The organism is Dyadobacter ginsengisoli DSM 21015 (assembly GCF_059568735.1).
This window is the reverse complement of record NZ_JCANTY010000009.1, coordinates 259,113-280,362: the sequence shown is the minus strand read 5'-3', so window position 1 is coordinate 280,362 and position 21,250 is coordinate 259,113. Positions and strand designations below refer to the sequence as shown.

19 protein-coding genes are annotated in these 21,250 nt (G+C 49.5%); 10 read left to right on the top strand and 9 right to left on the bottom strand.

What is annotated here, in order from left to right:
* Nucleotides 1-45: 45 nt before the first annotated feature.
* Nucleotides 46-678 (bottom strand): NAD(P)-dependent oxidoreductase, encoded by a 633-nt coding sequence (locus tag BP71_RS30445; protein WP_496385388.1) that lies wholly within the window; start codon nucleotides 676-678, stop codon nucleotides 46-48.
* A gap of 222 nt (nucleotides 679-900) precedes the next feature.
* On the opposite strand from BP71_RS30445, the gene BP71_RS30440 reads away from it, so the two are divergent.
* Entirely contained in the window at nucleotides 901-1,503 is a 603-nt protein-coding gene (locus tag BP71_RS30440; protein ID WP_496385387.1) for a DUF1016 N-terminal domain-containing protein, read from the top strand.
* Nucleotides 1,504-1,558: 55 nt separating this feature from the next.
* On the opposite strand, the gene BP71_RS30435 is transcribed toward BP71_RS30440, so the two are convergent.
* From BP71_RS30435 to BP71_RS30415, 5 genes are all read right to left on the bottom strand, one after another.
* Nucleotides 1,559-4,333: a DUF5686 and carboxypeptidase regulatory-like domain-containing protein gene (locus BP71_RS30435; protein WP_496385386.1), complete on the bottom strand. Its 2,775-nt coding sequence runs from the start codon at nucleotides 4,331-4,333 to the stop codon at nucleotides 1,559-1,561.
* A gap of 96 nt (nucleotides 4,334-4,429) precedes the next feature.
* Nucleotides 4,430-6,340, bottom strand: a complete 1,911-nt coding sequence (locus BP71_RS30430; protein ID WP_496385385.1) for an AAA domain-containing protein — start codon at nucleotides 6,338-6,340, stop codon at nucleotides 4,430-4,432.
* Nucleotides 6,341-6,364: 24 nt separating this feature from the next.
* Complete coding sequence (locus BP71_RS30425) at nucleotides 6,365-7,594, bottom strand: multidrug effflux MFS transporter (RefSeq protein ID WP_496385384.1); 1,230 nt, start codon at nucleotides 7,592-7,594, stop codon at nucleotides 6,365-6,367.
* Nucleotides 7,595-7,784: 190 nt separating this feature from the next.
* Nucleotides 7,785-7,979 (bottom strand): hypothetical protein, encoded by a 195-nt coding sequence (locus BP71_RS30420; protein WP_496385383.1) that lies wholly within the window; start codon nucleotides 7,977-7,979, stop codon nucleotides 7,785-7,787.
* Between the two features lie 28 nt (nucleotides 7,980-8,007).
* Nucleotides 8,008-8,220: a hypothetical protein gene (locus BP71_RS30415; protein WP_496385382.1), complete on the bottom strand. Its 213-nt coding sequence runs from the start codon at nucleotides 8,218-8,220 to the stop codon at nucleotides 8,008-8,010.
* Between the two features lie 389 nt (nucleotides 8,221-8,609).
* On the opposite strand from BP71_RS30415, the gene BP71_RS30410 reads away from it, so the two are divergent.
* The 7 genes from BP71_RS30410 to BP71_RS30380 all read left to right on the top strand — a co-directional run bounded on the left by BP71_RS30410 (nucleotide 8,610) and on the right by BP71_RS30380 (nucleotide 16,517).
* Nucleotides 8,610-10,778: a TonB-dependent receptor gene (locus BP71_RS30410; protein WP_496385381.1), complete on the top strand. Its 2,169-nt coding sequence runs from the start codon at nucleotides 8,610-8,612 to the stop codon at nucleotides 10,776-10,778.
* 23 nt (nucleotides 10,779-10,801) lie between these two features.
* A complete protein-coding gene (locus tag BP71_RS30405; protein WP_496385380.1) occupies nucleotides 10,802-11,461 on the top strand; it encodes a hypothetical protein in 660 nt (219 codons plus the stop codon).
* A gap of 59 nt (nucleotides 11,462-11,520) precedes the next feature.
* A complete protein-coding gene (locus BP71_RS30400; protein WP_496385379.1) occupies nucleotides 11,521-12,588 on the top strand; it encodes a sensor histidine kinase in 1,068 nt (355 codons plus the stop codon).
* Nucleotides 12,589-12,733: 145 nt separating this feature from the next.
* Nucleotides 12,734-13,486 (top strand): LytR/AlgR family response regulator transcription factor, encoded by a 753-nt coding sequence (locus BP71_RS30395; protein ID WP_496385378.1) that lies wholly within the window; start codon nucleotides 12,734-12,736, stop codon nucleotides 13,484-13,486.
* A 75-nt stretch (nucleotides 13,487-13,561) separates the two neighbouring features.
* Nucleotides 13,562-14,335 carry a non-homologous end joining protein Ku gene (gene ku / locus BP71_RS30390; protein ID WP_496385377.1) on the top strand — a complete coding sequence of 258 codons (774 nt, stop codon included), beginning with the start codon at nucleotides 13,562-13,564 and terminating at the stop codon, nucleotides 14,333-14,335.
* Nucleotides 14,332-15,234: a non-homologous end-joining DNA ligase gene (gene ligD, locus BP71_RS30385; protein ID WP_496385376.1), complete on the top strand. Its 903-nt coding sequence runs from the start codon at nucleotides 14,332-14,334 to the stop codon at nucleotides 15,232-15,234. The genes ku and ligD overlap by 4 nt, the downstream gene beginning before the upstream one ends.
* A 116-nt stretch (nucleotides 15,235-15,350) precedes the next feature.
* Nucleotides 15,351-16,517 (top strand): glycoside hydrolase family 18 protein, encoded by a 1,167-nt coding sequence (locus BP71_RS30380; protein ID WP_496385375.1) that lies wholly within the window; start codon nucleotides 15,351-15,353, stop codon nucleotides 16,515-16,517.
* A gap of 353 nt (nucleotides 16,518-16,870) precedes the next feature.
* Here BP71_RS30380 and nfi read toward each other — a convergent pair whose 3' ends face one another.
* Nucleotides 16,871-17,614, bottom strand: a complete 744-nt coding sequence (nfi, locus tag BP71_RS30375; RefSeq protein WP_496385374.1) for a deoxyribonuclease V — start codon at nucleotides 17,612-17,614, stop codon at nucleotides 16,871-16,873.
* A gap of 59 nt (nucleotides 17,615-17,673) precedes the next feature.
* Between nfi and BP71_RS30370 the strand changes: the two genes are divergently transcribed.
* Nucleotides 17,674-18,180 carry a hypothetical protein gene (locus tag BP71_RS30370; protein ID WP_496385373.1) on the top strand — a complete coding sequence of 169 codons (507 nt, stop codon included), beginning with the start codon at nucleotides 17,674-17,676 and terminating at the stop codon, nucleotides 18,178-18,180.
* A gap of 6 nt (nucleotides 18,181-18,186) precedes the next feature.
* Here the strand turns inward: BP71_RS30370 and nhaA are convergent, their stop codons facing one another.
* Nucleotides 18,187-19,365 carry a Na+/H+ antiporter NhaA gene (nhaA, locus tag BP71_RS30365; protein WP_496385371.1) on the bottom strand — a complete coding sequence of 393 codons (1,179 nt, stop codon included), beginning with the start codon at nucleotides 19,363-19,365 and terminating at the stop codon, nucleotides 18,187-18,189.
* A gap of 270 nt (nucleotides 19,366-19,635) precedes the next feature.
* Here nhaA and BP71_RS30360 point away from each other — a divergent pair, with 270 nt between their 5' ends.
* Nucleotides 19,636-19,854 (top strand): hypothetical protein, encoded by a 219-nt coding sequence (locus BP71_RS30360; protein WP_496385370.1) that lies wholly within the window; start codon nucleotides 19,636-19,638, stop codon nucleotides 19,852-19,854.
* An 85-nt stretch (nucleotides 19,855-19,939) separates the two neighbouring features.
* Here the strand turns inward: BP71_RS30360 and BP71_RS30355 are convergent, their stop codons facing one another.
* A complete protein-coding gene (locus BP71_RS30355; RefSeq protein ID WP_496385369.1) occupies nucleotides 19,940-21,241 on the bottom strand; it encodes a DUF5690 family protein in 1,302 nt (433 codons plus the stop codon).
* Nucleotides 21,242-21,250 lie beyond the last annotated feature (9 nt).

Here is a 21,250-nt window from a genome sequence, read left to right as displayed (position 1 = left end):
TAAATAGAAAAAGGCCGGCAAAATTTCTTTTGCCGGCCTTTACTGTTAGTTGGAGATAAATGGCGCTTTATGCAGCCAGGTATCATCCGTGAGCTGCTCGATCATAAATCCGGCAATATCCGCGGCATCGATCTTGTTGCCAGGCGAATCCGTTGCACTTACTTTCACCCCCGCACGGTTTCCATTAAATTCAATGTAGGGTACCCGCACCATAACCCATTCGGTATTGCTCTCCGCAAGAACCGAATAGGATTTTTGCCGATCGTTGTGAATTGCAGGAAACGTCGCCTTCATCCACTGCGTGGCCTTCAACGTTTCCTCTCCTTTCTGGTCCGTCGGCGTATCCACATTCAAACCGGCCAGTACCACATACCGTAGCGGCCGTTCACCGATCGCATTCAGGATATTGGCATTCGCCTGGCTCGCCACCAGCGGCTCGTCTTTCCGTTGGCCCACCGTGCTCAAAATCGCGCCGCAACCATCCAGCAAAATCCGGACGGCCTCGGCATCAAGTACATCGCCATGCACTATCTCGATTAACGGACTTTGGATGGTAAAATCCCCCGGATGCCGGAGCAGCAATTTCAGCGAATAGCCTTTTTCAATGAGTTGATTGACAAGATATTGGCCCGTACGCCCCCCGCCGCCAATCACAGCGATTTTTTGCATTGCTTTCATTTCTCTCTGATAAAATTTTGGATATAGCAAAGTGTCCCGGGCGAAGAACCCGGGCATTCACAGAAGATCCATGCTCGATTCTGTGGTTTTATCTGGTATTTTATCAGGAGATTTTAATGCGTTAAAAGTAGCAACAGCTCAAATCATTTCAAAAAATATTCTACAAGCTGTTACCAAATGCCGATCCACACGTCCAAAGGTTAGAACCTGAGTGACCTGCATATGAACACACAAATACCGGAAAGACAGTTTATAGCCGAAATCAAGGAAAAAGTGCGCTCGGCACAGTATGAGGCCTTAAAAACTGTCAATGTTAAACTCATCCAATTATGTTGGGAAATCGGCAAATCCATATCTGAAAAACAAAGCGAGAACTGGGGCAAATCCATCGTCACATCGCTGTCAAAAGAACTGCAGGCCGAGTTCCCAAAAACGAGTGGGTTTTCCACGACGAACATTTGGTATATGGTTGGAGAAATTAGCCGGAGCAAACATTTGGTCATTTTATCCAAGTGTAAGCTCAGCCAGGAAAGGCAATTTTACATTCTTTCCACAAGCAAATACAGCTGGTCGAAAAATACACTGCTCCATCAGATAGAGAAAAAAGCATTTGAACGGTATTTGCTCAATCAGACCAATTTCGACTATGCACTACCCAAACCCATAAGTAAAGATGCGCTTCTGGCCATTGTGGAATATTCTCTAAAAAACACGGCGCTGCCATTGGTGTGGCGACTTATAATACAACTAACCACCTACCGAAGAAATACAAGCAACTGCTCCCCAGCGAAGAAGAGATCACCGCCAAACTCAAGGATTTTTTGAGCTAGGGACAAAAACGTCGACTTTTTGGGAATGGATTCCTAAAAGTGTTTATCCTCTAATTCTTCCCCCAGTTAATATTCATCGTAGTCCCCACCCGGAATGCGGTATGCTTATATTTAAACCCTTCAAAACTGTTGACCAGCTCTACACGCAACGGGAAGCGGATGCCAATATCCAGCCCATATCCGAGTTCGGTATAGTTGTCTGACTCCGGCGTGGCCAGGTAATGCAGGAAAAAATTCTCTTTTACGCCCAGAATTCGGAACCATGGGATTTGAGTTAGCAGGAACTGGCGAAGCTCGGCTAGGACGTGGGCTTCGAAAAAACGTTTGGAAGTGCTGTATTTATAGTAATCGAGCATGCGGAAGGTTCCGACCGGGTCGCCGAGCTGGAAGAAAAAGCGATTGCCGACAAAATGCTGATAGTCAGGAAATTGAAGGCTGTCGCTGTTGAGGAAACTGCCAACGGCGAGCTTGTAACGCAATTTGCTGCGTATACCCGTTTCGAAGCCGTGCTCGATACCGATCCGCACGAAATCGAAATCAACGTCACTGCCGAATGCATTGTGGATTCCTTTGCGGTAGCCGATCGAAAGCTTTGGTGAATCGTCGTCATAATAAGATGTCTTGCCACCACGCGTCCGGTACTTTTGCCAAGGTTTGTATGAAGCCGCAATCCCGACGGTCAGTGCCTGATGGCCTTGCATCGGTGGAGGCAACATGGCCGCGTCGGTCTGATTCTCCGCGTTATCGGGGATGTTGGAAGTAAATTCCCGCCGTTTCCAATCGATCCATCGGTACGGAGAAGTCCTTTCGAGATTTGGCAACGCGATGCGGTCAGCGTATTCAATGCTGGCTTTTATTTCAAAATGTTCGTTTTCCTGGCTGTTTTTAAAATCAATCCGCAGAAAGTCTTTCTGATATTCCTTTACAAAGTTTTGCTCCAAAAACAGCGTCGTAAGCGTATTGAGCAGGGGATGCATAGGACTTTCGCCATTGAACTGGGCAATACCTCGCCCACCCGAAACGCTGATTACATTGCGGGCCCAAGCATAGTCGGCCACGCCGGTAGCGAGCAGCTTGTTGCGACCGAACGAATAACGCGTCAAGCCTCCCAACGACCATGCCTGACCATTCCTGACCACCTCCGACTTCCCATTAACTCCCCGAACCGTTTTCCCGCCCGAATGCCGCAATTTCAGCCCCATTCCGTTCAGCACCAACCCCTCGACCGTATTAACCTGCACGCCTGGCAACGGCCCCATGTAGTCCAGCCGAAAAGGACTCTCCTTACCTAACCGGAAATTATGCCCGGTAAGCAGATCGCCGAAACCAAATTGGCGGCACTTCTTCGATTTAGTCGTATCGCTCTTACTGGTTTTCAAACTATCCCGCTGTTTTTCTGAACCTTCATGGATGATCACCAGGCTATCCAGCCGCGTGTAACTCTTCAGCTCCGCCACCGTAAGCGGGACCGTCCGCAACGAATCCCAGAATGCCATAGTCCGTCTGGTAGCCATCGAATCCACCTGCGTCGAATCCTCCCGGCTTATTTTCAGGTCAATGTCCTCTCCTTTCTTCTCTTTCTCTTTACGGTCCTGCTTTTCGTACTCCTTCATCATTTTCCGCAGGTTTTTGGCTGAAAATTCTTTCTGCCTGCTCACCACCCGCTCCATACTCTGCGTCTTGATCTCCCTGCCGGTCAATCGTACTTTCTTCGCTTCCTCCGCATATTTCTTATCATCGATCACGACTATATCCGGCTTGAATGTAGGATTGATCTTCACATTCGTAAACGACTGCGAGATAACGAAATCGCCTTTTCCTTTCAAACCATAAATGCCTCCCTCCACATGGAATTGCTGATTAACCGGTAACCAAACACCCTGAACAGGACTGTAAACCTGCTTGATATCGAGCCGGAAACCGGTATTGACCGTTTGCAGATCAAGGCTGTAAATGCTCCATTCACCCTCGATGATCTGGATCGTCCCTCGGTAAACACCCTCGCCCCAGCTGCGCGGGGTCACCTTGATCTTATTGACTTCAATACCATTCTCACGAAATGCACCCAGATATTCGAACTTATAATAGGCAAATGCGCGGGGAGAAAGAGGCGAAACAGCCTTCACCACTTCCGGCTGGTAGAAGCTCGCCAGCAGATACATATTCGGATCGGCGATGTTCTTATCCATACTGCTCCGCGTAGCGACCACCCGCTGTTTGTACACGCTGGGCTGGCGGAAAGTAACTTCCGAAACCGTCTCATTCAGCATCGGAACGCCCTTTTTGAAATTGGCCTCCTTCTCCATTTCTTTCAATTCCTTTTTATAAAGAAATTCCAAAGGCAGGTCGGTGATTACAAACGACGATTTGGAATACACTTTGGCCGTGTAGCTATCCACTTGCAGGAAATGATAGCGACTTTTGGCAATAGCGCTCCGCATAATCGTGTACGCCGGATCTTCGTCGCGGGCACCAATGCGGACTTCGCCGAGATTCAACGCCTGCTCCTCCATCGTCAGGTCGAAGGTTTGCATTTTACCCTCAACAGTGAAGTTTTTCTGTCCGGTTTTGTAGCCGAGGTATTGAAAGATCACTTCGTAATAGCCCGGTTTCAGGTCAAGCTGATAGCGGCCTTCCTCATTGGAAATAGTGCTGATACTCGTTCCTTTGACGATGATGGCCGCAAACGGAAGCGGTTCGCCTTTTTTGGTTTTAATGACGCCCCTGATCCCGCCGGGCGGCGATCCGCTGGCGGGTGCCTGTGCAAAAGCTACAAAAGAAGTGACAAGAACCAGGTAAAGCGTAAAAAGGTATTGTTTAGGCATACGGTTTTCAGCAAATCGGATGAATGTCTTTATTTCAGCTAGATGCTTTTAAAGATAATCCGGTTGCTTTGAAAAGAAAATCCGCTCATCACATTGTTACAAATCCGAGAACTCCCAGGCACTCTGATAGGCATTCAACCCTTCGGCATAGGCGATAAAGTCGGCGTAGAAAGGCAATTGTGACAACGTTGCGCTATCCCCGATCACCACGAGTTTCTTGCGCGCCCGCGTCATGGCCACATTCATGCGACGGATGTCGGCGAGGAAGCCGATCTGTCCTTCGGTATTACTGCGCGTCATGCTGATGTACACCACATCCCGCTCCTGTCCCTGAAAACTGTCGATTGTATTGACTGCTATCTTATCCAGGTAAAGTTGCAGCTCGGGTACATGCGCGAGCTGGCCTTTCAGGATATTGATCTGCTCCTTGTAGGGAGATATAATGGCAATGGTGGGAAAATCATCCGGTCTGGTGTTCATTCGGGTAAACTCAGCAGCCAGTTGTGACAAATGTTTAAACAAAAATGCAGCCTCCTCGGGATTGGTAGAACTCGTCCCTTCCAGCTTTTCATCAAAACCGCAGCCCGCGGTGTCAATGAATGCCAGGGGCGCTTCGCCCGGGAACAGCACGCGGGAAGCCACCGATTCGTGCGCTTTCAGTTTGTTATGATAAAATACCTTGGATGAATAACCCATAATCGCCTCATTCATCCGGTATTGCTCTTCCAGCAAGACCACTGCTTCGGGGTGTAATGCCACGCATTTTTCTAAAAGTGTGGTACTGAGTCCTTCTCTGGTGGCCTCGGCCGACTTGATCGTAGGCGGCAACTGCAAATGGTCACCCGCCAGCACCACTTTGTCCGCTTTCAGAATAGGTATCCAGCAAGCCGGCTCCAATGCCTGCCCGGCCTCGTCGATCACGACGGTATGGTACTTCATATTCCGGACGGTGAAATGATTGGCGCCTACCAATGTAGCCGCCACTACCTGCGTTTTGGCAAGCAGATCGTCGATCACGTACTGCTCGATATTCGCCACATCCTTCATAATGCGGTGTGCTTCGTCGAACAGCGCCTTTCGCTGGTCGCGCTCGGCTTTCCCGAACTGGCGCTTGTACTTGTGCGCCATATTTTTGAACTCGTTGGCCTGCTTTTTCAACGCCTTTATGTCCTTCACGCCCGCGTGAGCACTCATTTTGCTATCGAGCGTCAGAGACGACAGCCGTTCCGAAACACGCACCGGGTTACCTACCCGCAACACATTTAAGCCTTCTTCACTGAGCTTCTCACTCAGCAGGTCTACGGCAGTATTACTAGGCGCGACCACGAGCACCGGCTTGCCGCCCTTTTTGACCAGCAGCTTGATAGCCTGAACCAACGTGGTCGTCTTTCCTGTACCCGGAGGCCCGTGTACGATCGCGAGGTCCTGCGCAGAGAGGATCTGCTGAACAGCGCGTTGTTGGGAAGCATTCAGCTTTGGGATCGAGACGGGGTAGCTGTCCAGGTCAAAAGACGGTGTTTTTTCTCCTGTGAGTACACGAATGAGATGCCCCTCTTTGTCCGAGGCCGCCTGTCCTTCGGCTGTTTTCAATGCATTTTGCATTTCGTCGTAGCTGTTGTCGTCAAACAGCAGGTCGATACCGAGTTTGCCATCGCGGGACCATTCGGGTAGTTCATCGGTGCGCAAGGTGATTTTCAAACGGTTACCGCCCTGGTGCGAGATCACTCCCTCCACACGGTCCTTTTGGGGCTCATGGTTGCTGAACAATACGGCGGGCATCCCGAACCGCAGCTGATGCGGCAGGTCCTGGTGTGTCGTTCTTTCCACTTCAACCGTGAGGTAATCGCCCCGGCCCATTTCTGAGCCGCGAATAGCAATGGGATACCAGGCTAACCCATTGGCCCGGCGTTCGGAAACCGAAGACTTTTCGATCAACCGCATATACGATTGCTTGTCTTCCTCCCTTTCTATTTTCAGTAATTCGAGTAGTCTTTTGAAATAATTCATTCACAAATAAAATAAACCCTGCCCTTAATGCATGACACCGGCATCCGCTCCCTGCTGTACTTCCACTTTGTTGGTAATAAAGCGCCGTCCTATCACCAGCACGATCAGTGCCACTGAAGCGGAACCTGCCATCGCTGCCACCATCGGAATAATGGAAGGCTCTTCAAAAAGACTGATTGCAATGGAGATCAGTGTCCCCATCCCCATTTGGAATGCGCCCATCAGTGCCGACGCGCTACCCGCGTTACGCATAAACGGCGCGAGCGAAAGCGCGGCCGCATTAGGGAAAGTGTAACCCACACAGCAGAGAAAAAGGAATAAAAATGCGAGGGTTGAGGGGAGCGTAAGCAGGTCGTTCAATGCGGCGGCAAGGAACGTCAGGCCGATCACAGCCTGGCATATCAGGGCCACATTCACGATCTGTTCGCTGGTAAATTTACGCAGCATCAAAGTATTCACCTGTCCCGAGCCAATGAACCCCACCGACAGGAAAGCGAAGATCCAGCCGTATACTTTCCCTTCAATATGAAACACTTCCATGAACACAATGGGCGATCCGGACACATAGGCAAACAAGCCCGCAAATGCAATGGCGCCGGTAATGGAGTAGGTATAAAACTGTGGTTCACGCAACACTTCGAGGAAGTTGGCGATGATAGGCCTCGGTTTTAGTGACATGCTTTTGTCGGGTTTATAGCTGTCGGGCAGCCACAATATGGTCGCCGCCAGGATCGCGACGCCCATTATGGTCAATATGATAAATACGGCATGCCACCCAAACGCGTCGGTGACATAACCGCCGGCCGTGGGCGCAATCATCGGTGAGAAACCTACAACCAGCAACAACAGCGAAAATACTTTTGCATTCTCACTTACCGGGAAAAGGTCACGAACCATCGCTACCGAAGCCACGGTCGCCGCACAACTGCCGATCGCCTGGATCACCCGGAGGATAATCAGCTGCTCGATACTAGTGGCGACCGCACAGCCCGCAGAAGCGAGAATATAAACGCACAACCCGATAAAGAGAGGCTTCTTACGGCCAAACTTGTCGAGTAAAGGACCGTAAAGCAGCTGACCTAGTGAAATGCCGACAAAAAAGCCGGAGAGCGATTGCGACACTTTTGCCGCAGTGGTGTTGAGGTCCTTCGCAATGGCCGGAAAACCGGGCAGGTACATATCGATCGAGAAAGGACCCAAAGCGGTCAGGCTCCCCAGGATGAGGATCAGAAAAAAATAAGTCTTTTTGGACATGGGAATTTTGTGGTGTGGAGCATTCTGAACACGAACAACACCATTCCGCTGAGCCAGGTTCGCAAACTGCTCATAAAATTGCCTGTGTAATCAAATCGAAAGTCTGCCGCCGCTTATCGTCAACGCCCATAAAAAAGGCCCCGGTGATGTACCGGAGCCCGCTTTTATTTTCATGGCAAAAGACCGAAGATCATGCCGCAATCCATTTCAGCTTTTTATAAACTTCCCTTTCACTCTCGCTGACTGCGTAGGGAACCTTGTTTTTGAGATAAATGATACATCCGCGTCCCTTCTTGATGGGTGCTATTTTGACTACGTCGTCTCTGTGAATGATAATATTGATGAGCTTCTGCCCCAGTAATTTAAATGTACCTGAGTGTACCATGTCGCTTTAAAATGAAAAATGTTGATGCTTAGGCAATTCCACTTAAAGAGTTTCCTGATTTCGTGTAGAGCAAGAAATAATCTTTTGAAATCAAAAAATAACCAAGGTCGGTCCGGTTACACAATTGTAGAAAATCAGCCACTTCTCTCTGGGCTTCCGATTCAGATCCTGCACCTGATACGGTAAGCACTGCGCCTGGTTTCAAGCTGCTCGCTGGGTTGTTACCAAATGTAGCTACCATAAGTTATATCCGATTTAAGAGTTAGTCTTTGTGAAATTGTCTTCGGGAGGCATCCTTTAAAGAAACATGCCAGATTCCTGCTAACAACTAACGTATAAGGATAACTTTGGGAGGCTCACGTGGTAACTTGGATTGAATATATAAATTCAAATAACTGATTACAAGCATTTTGCAATATTTGCTAAAAAATTTATACGGGCTATCAAAAAAGTCATAATCCATTTCACAGCTGTGTACGGATTTGAGGTATCCCTATCATTTTGACCACATCCCCCAAACGCTTTACTCCGCAGCTCCTGCACTTCATCCTGCTGATCCTCAACTTCGGTTGACTTCATTTTCTGCCTTTCCTCATTCTGCCCAATTTTGGCTCAAATCCAGAATGGCTTATGAAGAACGTTTCTACTTTCCTGCTGCTACTGCTCTCCGTCATTCCTGCGGCCGCCCAAACCCTCCTATCGGGTAAAATCACCGATCAGAAAGGCAATGCGATACCCGGAGCCAACGCTTACCTCAAAGGAACGTACGACGGTACTTCTTCGGATACCCAGGGAAACTTCCGGTTCCTGACCGACGAAACGGCCCAACAGACGCTGACTGTGCAGGCGGTCGGTTTCAAAACCCGGGAGATCGGCGTTGAATGCACCGGAACGCCCGTTACCGTGCAGGTCGTGCTCGCGGAAAGCATCAATCTCCTCACGGCCGTAACGATAACGGCCGGCGCTATGGAAGCGAGTGATGAAAAAAAATCGGTCGTTCTCAAACCGCTCGACATTGTCACTACGTCCGGCGCTATGGGCGACATTACTGCGGCCCTGCTCACATTGCCGGGCACATCCACGGTCGGGAACGACGGGCGGCTGTTCGTACGCGGGGGCGACGCCTCTGAAACCGCCATTTTCATCGACGGCATGCAGGTCGGCAATGCGTTCGGCAGTACGGCGTCCAATGTACCTACCCGTACGAGGTTCAGTCCCAATCTCTTCAAAGGATCGTTTTTCAGCACCGGTGGCTACTCGGCAGAATACGGGCAGGCATTATCGTCGGCGCTGGCATTAAACACCCTGGACCTGCCGCTGCGCAACCAGGGCGACATCAGCGTGATGGCACTGGGTGGCGGGTACACGCAGACGCTCGTGGGCAGGGAGAATGCATTGACAGCTTCCGTCAATTACTACAACCTCGCGCCTTATCAATCGCTGATCCGTCAAAACTTTGATTGGGAACAGAGCCCCGCCAGCTGGGATTCGGAAATTTCACTCCGGCAGAAATGGGGCAATACCGCCAAGAGCCGTTCGGGGATGCTGAAAGCCTATTTCCATACCGAAGGCAACCAAATGACGATCTGGCAAAAAATCCCGGGCAGCGACAGCCGGGGCGACCGTGTGCAGCTCTGGAACCGATATGCTTACGGCAACCTCTCATTCAGGCATTCCAACGGAGATGGATGGCTGTTCTATGGCGGGATGGCTTATTCCCACAACCGGGACGCATTGAAGCTGAACCTCGATCCCATCCGGCAGGTTACCGCCCTTACTCACGCCAAGATCGTCGCAGTCCGGGACTTCTCACCGCAGTTTTCTTTCAAAAATGGCTTGGAATGGTATATCAAAAAATACTCAGAGGCTTTGATCGACCCAAACAGGAAGCGGGAGTTCAGGGACCACCAACTGAACCATTTTGTCGAAGGCACCTATTACCTCAATAACCGCCTGGTGCTCGTTGGAGGCCTGCGCACAGGATACAGCACGCTGGCAAGCCAGTTCTGGTTCGATCCACGATTCTCCGTCGCTTATAAACTGAGAAACGAAGGCCAGTTTTCCTTCGCCGTAGGAGGATTCAACCAGTTGCCCGAAGAGAAAGCCCGTATCCACGACACCGACCTGAAAAATACCGCCGCCACCCACTACATTCTCAACTATTTTATTGTAAAAAATAACCGGACGCTGCGTGTGGAGGCATTTTACAAAAACTATAACGGCCTTGTTACCTGGCAGGGCGACGCCCAAACGCCATCCAACATCATGCAAAGCGGGTCGGGGTATGCCCGTGGGTTCGACGTGTTTTACCGCGATAAAAAGACGATCAAAGGCACCGATTTCTGGGTTACATACAGCTTTATTGACAGCAAACGCAAATATGCCGCTTACGAAACTCGCATTCAGCCTTCGTTTGCACCCAAACACAATGGCTCGGTCGTTGCGAAACATTTCGTGTCCACATTAAAGTCACAATTAGGACTGTCGTGGTCCTGGAACAGTGGCTACACCTATAACGACCCCAACCTTCCGGGTGAAATGCAACGCAAAACCGCAGCATACAGTGACATGAGCCTCAGCTGGAGTTATTTACCCAAACCCAACATCATTATCCACGCCGCCTGCTCCAATGTGCTCGGACGAAACAATGTATTCGGGTACCGGTATGCTTCTCTGCCTGACGAAACCGGCACTTATGCCAGTCTGCCCATCGGCCAGGGGGCGAGACGCTTCGCATTCATCGGGCTGTTCATTACCCTTTCCAAAGACAAGAATGCCAACCAGTTAAACAATCTGTAATCTCAAACTCATCATTACAAATCATGAAAAAGATCGTCGTCATGCTCAGCATATTACTGGCATTTTCACTGCAACTCCTTGCGCAGGACAATCCCTATCAGAAAGTCATGAAAAAGGAAATCGCCAAGCTGCTTGAAGCAGACTCTCTCCCACAGCTGCAACAATCCGCCAATGCATTTGCCCGTATCACAGACCTGAACCCCACGGAATGGCTGCCCGTTTACTACCACGCTTTGGCCTACACCTACCAGGGCCTTAACAAAGCATTAAATACCGTCAGGAAAGACGAAGTGCTCGCACAGGCGGAGGAGCTCGCTCAAAAAGCAGATGCCATTTCTCCCAATAATTCGGAAATCGTGACCCTGCAAGGTTTCGTGATCATGGCCAAACTCAATGCGGATCCGGCTGGCCGCGGGCGTAGCCTGTCAGGGATGGTGTTGCAGATCTTTGGGAAGTCGCTGGCAATCGATAACAAAAATCCGCGAACGCTGGTCCTGATGGCTCAAATGGAATACGGAATGGCGCAGTTCTTCGGCTCATCAACCGAGAAAGCATGCGGGCTGGCGAAGCAAAGTTTGGCTATATTTAACGGGCAGGACCAGGAAGCGCTGAAAGCATCCATGTTACCTGCGTGGGGAAAAGGTCAGGCGGCAGGGTTGACCCAGAGCTGTGACGGGAAGTAGTCAGCAGCGAAAGGGCATGTTTAGTATTTTCTGTTTAAATAAACAATCATTCGGCATCGATGGGCGCCAGGTATACTTCTAAGGGACCTCGGGAATTCTGGAATTTTTCACCGGGATTCCTCGCAGGCAACGCGGTGATCGCGCTGCTCATTACACTGTCCATTTGTCCCTCCTGTTTATACCAAGGTAAAATCATCAGTGAATTAGCTGACGACTTCCTGATTTCCTTCGTACTCTCGACAAGTTTGAGCTACGGGGGATATTTGATAGAAGATTACTTTGATCAGCGCATTTCGTGGATACAATATCCCGTCAAACGGCTTCTGCTCGAATGCACTTGTTACCTAATATACGTATTCGCCCTTAGCTTCACTATTATCTTTGTGTATTCGTTGCTTGTCCGCCAATCCTTCACGCTGGAAAATATCCCCTGGAAGGGACTGGTGCACTGGACGAAGTTTCCGATGCGGGTTTCATTTGTGATTTCTTTCATTTTTATCAGCCGTTCGTTCCTGATGGAGTGGCGAAAGGCTGCCATTGAAGCGGAGCAACTAAAAACCGAACGTTTCGCGCAGCAGTACCAGTCGCTCAAAGACCAGCTCAACCCGCATTTCCTCTTCAACTCGCTGAACGTACTGAGCAATCTCGTCTACGAAAGCCCCGAGGCCTCGGCCCGATTCATCCGGCAACTCTCGCGCATTTACCGGTACGTGCTGGACGTGCAACACGAAGAATTGGTACCGCTGGAAAAGGAGCTTAATTTTGCCGGGGACTATCTGGCATTGCAGAAGATACGGTTTGAGGAAGGTTTACAATATCATATCCGTGTCCACAAGGATGTAAAAGGAAACCTGCCGCCGCTATCGCTGCAGCTGCTGCTCGAAAACGCGATCAAACACAATGTGGCTTCGAAGCAAAATCCATTGCATATCGAAATCAAGGCCGAAAACGATGTGTTGGTGGTGGAAAACAATCTCCAACCGAAGTCCAGTCTGCCCGAAGAATCGGCTGGCATCGGTCTGGCCAACATCAGTAAGCGCTATGAGTTGCTGAGTGAAAGGAATGTGATGGTCTCCGGGGAAGGTGGCCGGTTTGTGGTAAAGCTTCCGGTTTTAATGATTGAATGAGGTGCGACGAACAAGGCTTTCGAAGCGGATTTAAACGGCATTCGTGCTTTCAGGACATTCGGCCATCCAAAAAATCATTTACGATTTCACGGCGCCTTATTAGGCCATTCAAGCATCCAGTCATTCAATCATTCAAAATTAAAAAATGAACGTCCTGATCATCGAAGACGAAGGCCCCGCAGCACGGCGACTGGTGCAACTGCTCAACGAAAAACTCCCCGGAGCACAAATTCACGGTAGCCTGGATACGGTTTCGTCTGCTATCCAATGGTTGAAAACACACCCTCAACCCGACTTAATTTTCCTCGATATCCAGCTCGCGGACGGGATCAGTTTTGAAATATTCGGGCAGATGAAGGTGACCGCTCCTATTATTTTCTGCACGGCTTACGACCAGTACGCGATCAGGGCATTCAAGCTGAACAGCATCGATTACCTGCTCAAACCCATTGATCCGGAAGAACTGGAACAGGCATTAAACAAATTCCGGTCGGGGCGGACGGAGCCGGTCATTTCGCTGGAACAGATCCGCAGCCTGATACAACCCGCAGCGAAAGCTTATAAAAACAGGTTTCTGGTCAAAATCGGCGAACGCATCCAATCGGTGGACGTAGCCAACATCGCATTCTTTTTCAGCGAAGACAAGGTGACATTCCTGCAAACCAAAGCCGGGAAGAAATACATTGTCGACTATACATTAGACGATATCGAGGAAATGCTCTCGCCGGAAACATTTTTCAGGCTCAACCGTAAGTACATCAGTTCTATTACGGCGATCAAGGATGTGTTTACTTATTCCAACAGCCGGTTAAAGATCCATCTCGAAAATTGTGTGGATCAGGATATCCTGATCAGCCGGGAAAGAATGGGAGCTTTTAAGGGGTGGCTGGGGCAATAACTTCACAGTATTCTGTCTTCCTGACAAACAAAAGGCACAGATTTTGCTCTAACCTTATTTTCAACCGAATAAGATATGAGAGCAATATGGTCCGGGGCGATCGGGTTCGGCCTCGTGAATATCCCCGTCAAACTGTTCAGTGCCACCCAGGGCGGCGAGCTCGACCTCGATATGCTGGACAAGAAAGATCACGCCAATATTCATTTCCAGCGTGTCAATGCCAAGACTGGCCGCGAGGTGAAATGGGAGAATATCGTTCGAGGCTATAAGGTCGACGATAACTATGTAGTCCTCGATGAAAGTGATTTTGAAAAAGCCAGTCCTGAAAAATCGAAGATCATCGAGATCGCGGAGTTTGTCGAAGAAAAGGAGATCGACAGCATTTACTACGAAATTCCGTACTATCTCCAGCCCGAAAAATCGGGCGCAAAGCCCTACGCATTACTTCGTGATGCATTGAAAAAAACCGGCAAATGCGGCCTTGGGACCTATGTACTCCGTAACCGCGAAAGCTTGGTACTCATCAAACCACAGGACGACCTGCTTATCCTGAACAAAATCCGTTTTGCTGACGAAATCCGAGATACCGAAGAATTGGTAGTTCCTGATGTAAAAATCAAACCTGCCGAAATGAACATGGCCGTTCAGCTTATCGAGCAGCTCACGACCGATTTCGACATCTCGCGCTATAAGGATACTTACAATGAAAAATTGCTGAAACTGATCATGGCAAAGGCCAAAGGCAAGAAACCGACTACACCAAAAATGAAGATCGTACATTCGAAAAGCCGCGATCTGATGGCACAGTTGAAAGAGAGTCTTAGCGCACCTAAAAGAAAGGCGTCATGAAAAAGAAAGCCGAAGTCACCCACCCGGAGAAAATTTACTGGCCCGACGAGCACATTACCAAGGGGGAGCTCATCGACTACTACCGCAGCATAGCACCCCATATTCTGCCTTATCTGAAAAACCGGCCCCTCTCGCTCCGCCGCCAGCCTAACGGCATCAAAGACGAAGGTTTCTTTCAGAAAGATGCGGGCGATTCGGTTCCAGAGTGGATCAAAACCGTGGAAATACTTGCCGAGTCGACCGGGAAAATGGTCAACTACTACATCTGTAACGATGTCGAAAGCCTCATTTACATCGCTAACCTCGGCAGCATCGAAATGAACCCCTGGAATTCGACCACGGCCAAACTCGATCACCCCGACTACATCGTGCTCGACATCGACCCGTCCGATAAAAATACATTCGATGATGTCATCGATGTGGCACTGACCATCAAGGATCTCCTCGACGAGGCCAGTGCGGAAGGCTATTGCAAAACCTCAGGCGCCAGCGGCATGCACGTGTATATTCCTTTCAACAAGAAATACACATTCGACGAAGCCAAAGATTTTGCTGAAATTCTTGCCCATCTTGTCGTAGAAAGGCTTCCCAAACTGACGACAGTGGAAAGATCGCTCTCCAAACGGAAGAACGACCAGATTTACGTCGATTACCTCCAGAACCGTATCGGCCAGACGCTCGCATGTGCTTACAGCGCCCGCCCAAAGCCGGGAGCTACCGTGTCCGCACCCCTCGCATGGAGCGAAGTGAGACACGGGCTAACTCCGCAGGATTTTACGATCAAAAACATTTTGCAACGCATTGAACAGAAAGGCGACCTGTTCAACGGCGTATTGGGCAAAGGCATCGACCTGCATAAAGCACTTCAAAGACTATCCGCGCCCGCTACCGGGTCCTGATCAATGCGGACAGGAAAGTTGATTTAGTTCAGAGGAGATCTCTATCGCCGAAACATCAACATTAGGAGATGATTTGAAGCTGTATTTATTTTAGTGCTTCAATCAACCCCATTATCATGCGCCTAATCCCAACTCAAAAAAGCATTGCGGCCGCCGTGCTGTTCGCTGTCACTTCTGCTTCGGTGCTGCTGCTCAATGGCTGCCAGTCCGAAAAGAAACAGGAAGCAGCTTCCGAAACCGAAAAGCGCCCGGTGGTTATCGGTTATGTTGGTGGCTTCCACGGCCTGCTCGATGTCGATAACATTGATGCTAACAAGCTGACACACATTAACTATGCATTTGTCGACATTAAAAAAGGCAAGGCATTCCTCAGCAACGAGAAAACCGACTCGACCAACTTCCGGAAGCTCAACCAGCTCAAAGCCCAAAACCCCGAGCTCAAAATCCTGATCTCAATAGGTGGCTGGGCATGGAGTGAAAACTTTTCCGACGCCGTCCTGACCGATTCATCACGAAAAGTCTTCGCAAAAAGCAGTGTGGAGATCATCAAAAAGTACAACCTGGATGGAGTGGATATCGATTGGGAATATCCCGGCATGCCCGGAGAGGAAGGGAATGTCTTTCGCCCCGAGGATAAGCAGAACTACACCGAAATGTTCCGTGCTATTCGCGATGAGCTTAATTTTCTGGAAGAAGAAACCGGCAAGAAAAAATTGCTGACCACTGCGGTCGCCGGCTTCGTGGAGTTCCTGAAGAACACAGAAATGGGCAAAGCCCAGCAATACCTGGATTATGTAAACCTGATGACGTACGATCTTTTTCAGGGTGATACCGCGGTACACCATACCAGTTTGTATCCGTCAAACATTTACAAAACGGCCAAATCAGTGGATAATGCGGTGAAAGGCTTCCACGCTGCGGGCGTACCGATGAAAAAACTGGTGGTAGGCCTCCCTTTCTATGGCCGGATGTTTACAGTCGCGAAAATGGAGAAAGGTTTGGGCCAAAAGCAGATAAAGCAGCAATACATCGATGGCTATACCTACATTAAAGACAGCCTCGTCAACAAAAAGGGCTACAAGGAATACCGCGACACGATTGCCAAAGCCCCCTACCTGCTGAATGCACAGACGGGTGACGTTCTCAGTTACGACGATGAAGAATCGGTCCGGGAAAAATGCAAATACGTGTTGGCCAACAAGCTCGGCGGGGTGATGTTCTGGGAATACGATTCCGACCCCAAGAAGTATCTGCTGAACGAAATTGACAAATCCCTAAAGTAACATCGATCTATACGCCCGAACCCCGGGTTTCAACCCGGGGAGTGCCGCAGTACCGCACTGCGCAGTGGGCAGTACCGCACTGCGCAGTGGGCAGTACCACACTACGCAGTGGGCGGTACCGCAGAGCAATACCACGGCAGTAGGACAGTATAGCACTAGAGTAGAGAAGTGGAGAGCCCCCCAGTACGGCAGTACCGGAGGGCAACGCACACAAGTGTGTAGTACCGGAGGAGGGACGTGGGGAGTACAGCAGTCCCAGAGTGCAGTACACAGTGTGTAGTACCGGGGCACTTCCGTGCAACGATACCGGAGCACGGAAGCACAAGGCCGCAGGAATACAAGAGCGACCGCTCTCAAGGGAACAACCGCCATTGCTCCACTTCATGATATCCTTCTCTTAATTCGCCTGTCCGGAAGCGATTTACATACTCGTGCGCCCGGCGGGTGGGTTCGGGAAGGCGATGTTTTGCCGTACATTTCATGGCGAGATCGAGGCTGTCCTGCAAATTCATCTGATGCCCCGGCGATATGAAGACCGGCTTGACGTTGTCCTTGCTCCGCAATGCGTACCCGATTATCTCACCTTTATCCATCACATACGTAAATGCGCCCTTCACCGGATCGGGATCGGTATATTGCCCGGCCAGCTTCTTTTTCGCGCACCCCATGGTTACTGTGTCGGTAAGTACGCCGAAATGCGAAGCGATGCCCATTCTCCGTGCGTGCAAGATACCATTACCATCAAACATCACCACGTCCGGTTTGACGGGCATCTGCTCATATGCTTTCAAAATAGCAGGAATTTCGCGAAAGGCCAGAAAACCAGGAACGTAAGGAAAAATGGTGCTGCTTTTCACAAGAGAGTAAGAAACCGGCTGTAATTCGGGGTAGCTCAGCACGACAAGCCCTGCATAGACAGTTTCGCTGTAAAGCTCCAGGGAAATATCCGCTCCTGCGATGGTGCGGATCTCCTTCTGCATCGGTTCGAGGATCAGCTGCTTACGAAGTTCGTGCTGGACCAATGTAGCTTCACTGATCGTCAACCGGTCATAGTTCATCTCAGGTGTGAGCAGGATACGGCTCTGGGAGTCTGGCATGATATTTCGTAGTTATACCTCAATATTTTGCTTTTACATTCAAAAACCAAGCCACCTGCATGGAACACCCCTCGGTTAAGCGCAAATGGGCGAACTGGAAGTTCATCGCCTTCGTTTTGATACTCATTGCCATTTTTGTAAAGTTTTATGTGCTCGATGACCATGATGAAAATGCTCCGGTGACCGTGGAACTTGACCTGCCTCAGGTTGCTTTAAGGAACCAGCAGGAGGTGGAAGCCATTTTAGGCAAAGGCAAGCTCGAAAGTTATTACAGGGATGAGCAGGCAGGCTGTGAAAAATGCCCGAAAGTAGCTTACCGCGACGGCAAAGTCCAGATCATCTATATCAACGACATCGCCGACCAGATCCAGCTCAACGATGTCGACGACTTCGACTTTGATAACCGCGTCATCCTTGGCCTGCTCAACCTGAAAGAGAACATCGCGCCGAAAGTAGATGAGGATGGCGTTAAAAGATGGGAGAATTATGAAAAATACAGCCAGATCGCGGCTTTCTCCGCCAACGGCCAGGTCGATCACATCCTCATCAAATGCAAAACGGAGTAATGTGGCTCAATTTCCTGCCTTCTTGTCCACCTGACTGAGCATTACATACCCCAGAATGCCAGACAAGACCGACCCGGTGAGGATTGAAAATTTGGCCTCGGACAAGATCAGGTGTTCTCCCGGAAATGAAAGCAATGCGATAAAAACGGACATCGTGAAACCGATCCCTCCCAGCATCCCTACGCCTATGATATGCGCCCACCCGGCGCGGCTGGGCATGCTGCTGATACCAAGTCTCACCGTAATCCAGGACAGCACCGTTATGCCCAGCGGCTTCCCGACAACCAGTCCGAGGATAATCCCCACTCCCAGTGGCGTCGTGAGCCCTTCCAGCATCTTTCCTTCAAACATGATATTGGTATTTGACAATGCAAAAAGCGGCATAATCAGGTAATTGACCGGCTTCACAAGAATATGCTCCAACTTTTCCAGTGGCGACTCCCGCGCGTCGGGCGTAGTGGGTATCGCAAAGGCCGTAAGCACACCCGCGATCGTGGCGTGTACTCCCGAGTGATGGATAAAATACCAGATGAATGCCCCGGGGATTAGATAGGCAGCCAGGTTTTTCACACCAGCGCGGTTCATCACCAGCAATACTGCAAAAATGGCCCCGGCGTACATGAGGTAAGTATAATGCAGTTCCGAGGAATAGAAGATCGCAATGACCAGGATTGCCATCAGATCGTCGACAATCGCCAGGGCGGCCAGGAAGATTTTCAGCGACGACGGCACTTTACTGCCCAGCATCGTGATGATCGCAATCGCAAATGCAATGTCCGTCGCCATCGGAATTCCCCAGCCCGATACCGTGTGAGTCCCGTTGTTCAGTAAAAAATAGATTCCGGCCGGTACCAATACCCCACCCAATGCCGCAAATATCGGCAACGCCGCCTTTTTGAACGACGACAACTCGCCTTCTACCAGTTCCCGTTTGATTTCGAGCCCCACGAGCAGAAAGAAAATCGCCATCAGCCCATCGTTGATCCAGAGCAGGACAGGGTACCGCAAATGGATGCTTGCGGTGTCGAAACCTATTTGGGTGGAAAGAAAATCTTCGAATATGCTGCCCAAAGGAGAATTGGCAATGCAGAGCGACACGATCACACAAATAATCAAAATGGCCCCGCCCAGGGATTCCGATTGTACAAATTCTTTGAAAGGTTTGAGGTTGATCATTTTAGCCATACACGCAAGTTAACAAAAGTGGCCAAATCACAAACCGAAAATAAATTGCACTTTCTTAATAAAAACCAGATCATTAACAAGCGGGATCATATTTGAATACTTCAAAAAGCAAACCGTCTGTAAAATCATATAAATCACTCATCACCAATTAAAACCTTTCATATGACCGTTTGATCACTCATTGAATAAATATATTCACAACTACAAAATACCATTTATATTTGTACCATCAAATAAGACAAAGACAAGAATTCTAAATAAACAAAAGCTATGAAAACTTTGATCACAACCTTCGTTAGCGTTATCGCATTGACCAGCTCTGTTGCATTCGCAGACGACAATAAAACAGTTACCATCAAGAATACATTGCCAGTCTCTACCCCTGCCGTGGAAACACCAGCTCCACCGAAAGTAAAGGCGGCCAACACATACAACCAGCACACACCGGCCCAAAAAGCCGCTATCGTAGAGCTTAGAGTAGCAAAATAGGTTTTAGGAATATTGAAAAGGTGAAATTGAGATGTTAAAAAGGAGGGCGCTTGCACCTCCTTTTTTTATGCGCTTATCGGTCAGCTCAGATCGCAGCCAGCGTTGAAGTGCCGCTTTCGGCGGTCCGCCCTACACGGTACTTATCGAAGTATATGTTACTAATGGTCAGCAAAAGCAGCCCCAGGCAAAATTGCAGATAAGAAAACTGCATCAGTACCCGCGACCAGCTCAGGTCTTTCATAAAAAATTCCTTAAAAAGCAGCAATCCCACACTGCCCATATATCCGATACTTTCGCAGATATATACGAAAAACCCGGCATTAGCCTTAATACGGTACAATGCGATCATTCGTTCGAAAACCACCGTTTGCAGCACTGTATAGGCCAAAAACAACCCTAACCCTATCATCAGCATCCAATAGAAGCCATTGATGACCGTTTTTTCAAAAAGCAATGTCCCCAGACCGATCAGGATAATGCCGGCGAAAAGAATAAGGTAGGTGAGCCGGAAGCCCTTGAGATTATCGCGCACGAAGGCCAGCCCCCCGATAATGACCAACACCACGGTACCGGTGATCATTTCAGTCGTAGTAAGAACACTGCTCCCCCAATGCGAATCGATCTCGTTCCAGATCTCGATCGTGAAATTGTCGCGAAAATCACGCACCACCACGAGCGTCGCGTAAAATATGACCAGACAGACGATCGGCACGCCGAATTGCCGCATCACGAGCCGCTTATCCTCGCGCGTCATGGGCACACGCTCCGTACGTAAAGCAACATCCTCGGCCGTCGGTTTTGGGATTACCGATAGCATCCACACAAACAATAGGAACAAAGGAAGGAAGAGCAACCCCATCAATGCCGGCATCCAGAACTCCGAAATCCCCGGAAAAACACGATGCACCTCGATGTAACTGGTTTTGAGAATACCCGAAGCGACCACTACACTGATATTCAATCCCATTGCCAGCATTTCGGTAAACCGGCGCCCTTCCAGAAAGCTGAAAACCACTCCGTAAACCATGCCGAGCGGAAGTCCGTTCATAAAGAGAAAAATAAAATTGTAGGGATAGGGGCACAAGCCAAAAAACAGCAGCGCCAGCTCCGCAACCAGAATTAGCCCGACAACGAGCTTAACCCGTGCGCCATGCTTCAATTCCGAGATAACCTTGATTCCCGCAAATTTGGATAGCGTATAACCCGCTACCTGCGCGATGATCAAAACCGCCTTGTAGCTAACCTCACCGAGCTCCAGGCCCTGGTACAGTCCGGCACTGAACGGCTTTCGGAATGCATACATACAAAAATAGGCCCCGAACGAAGCAATGATAGCCCAGGAAATAAAGAACGTATTCGATCTTGCAAGTGCTTCTTTCAGGCGCATATGTTCAAA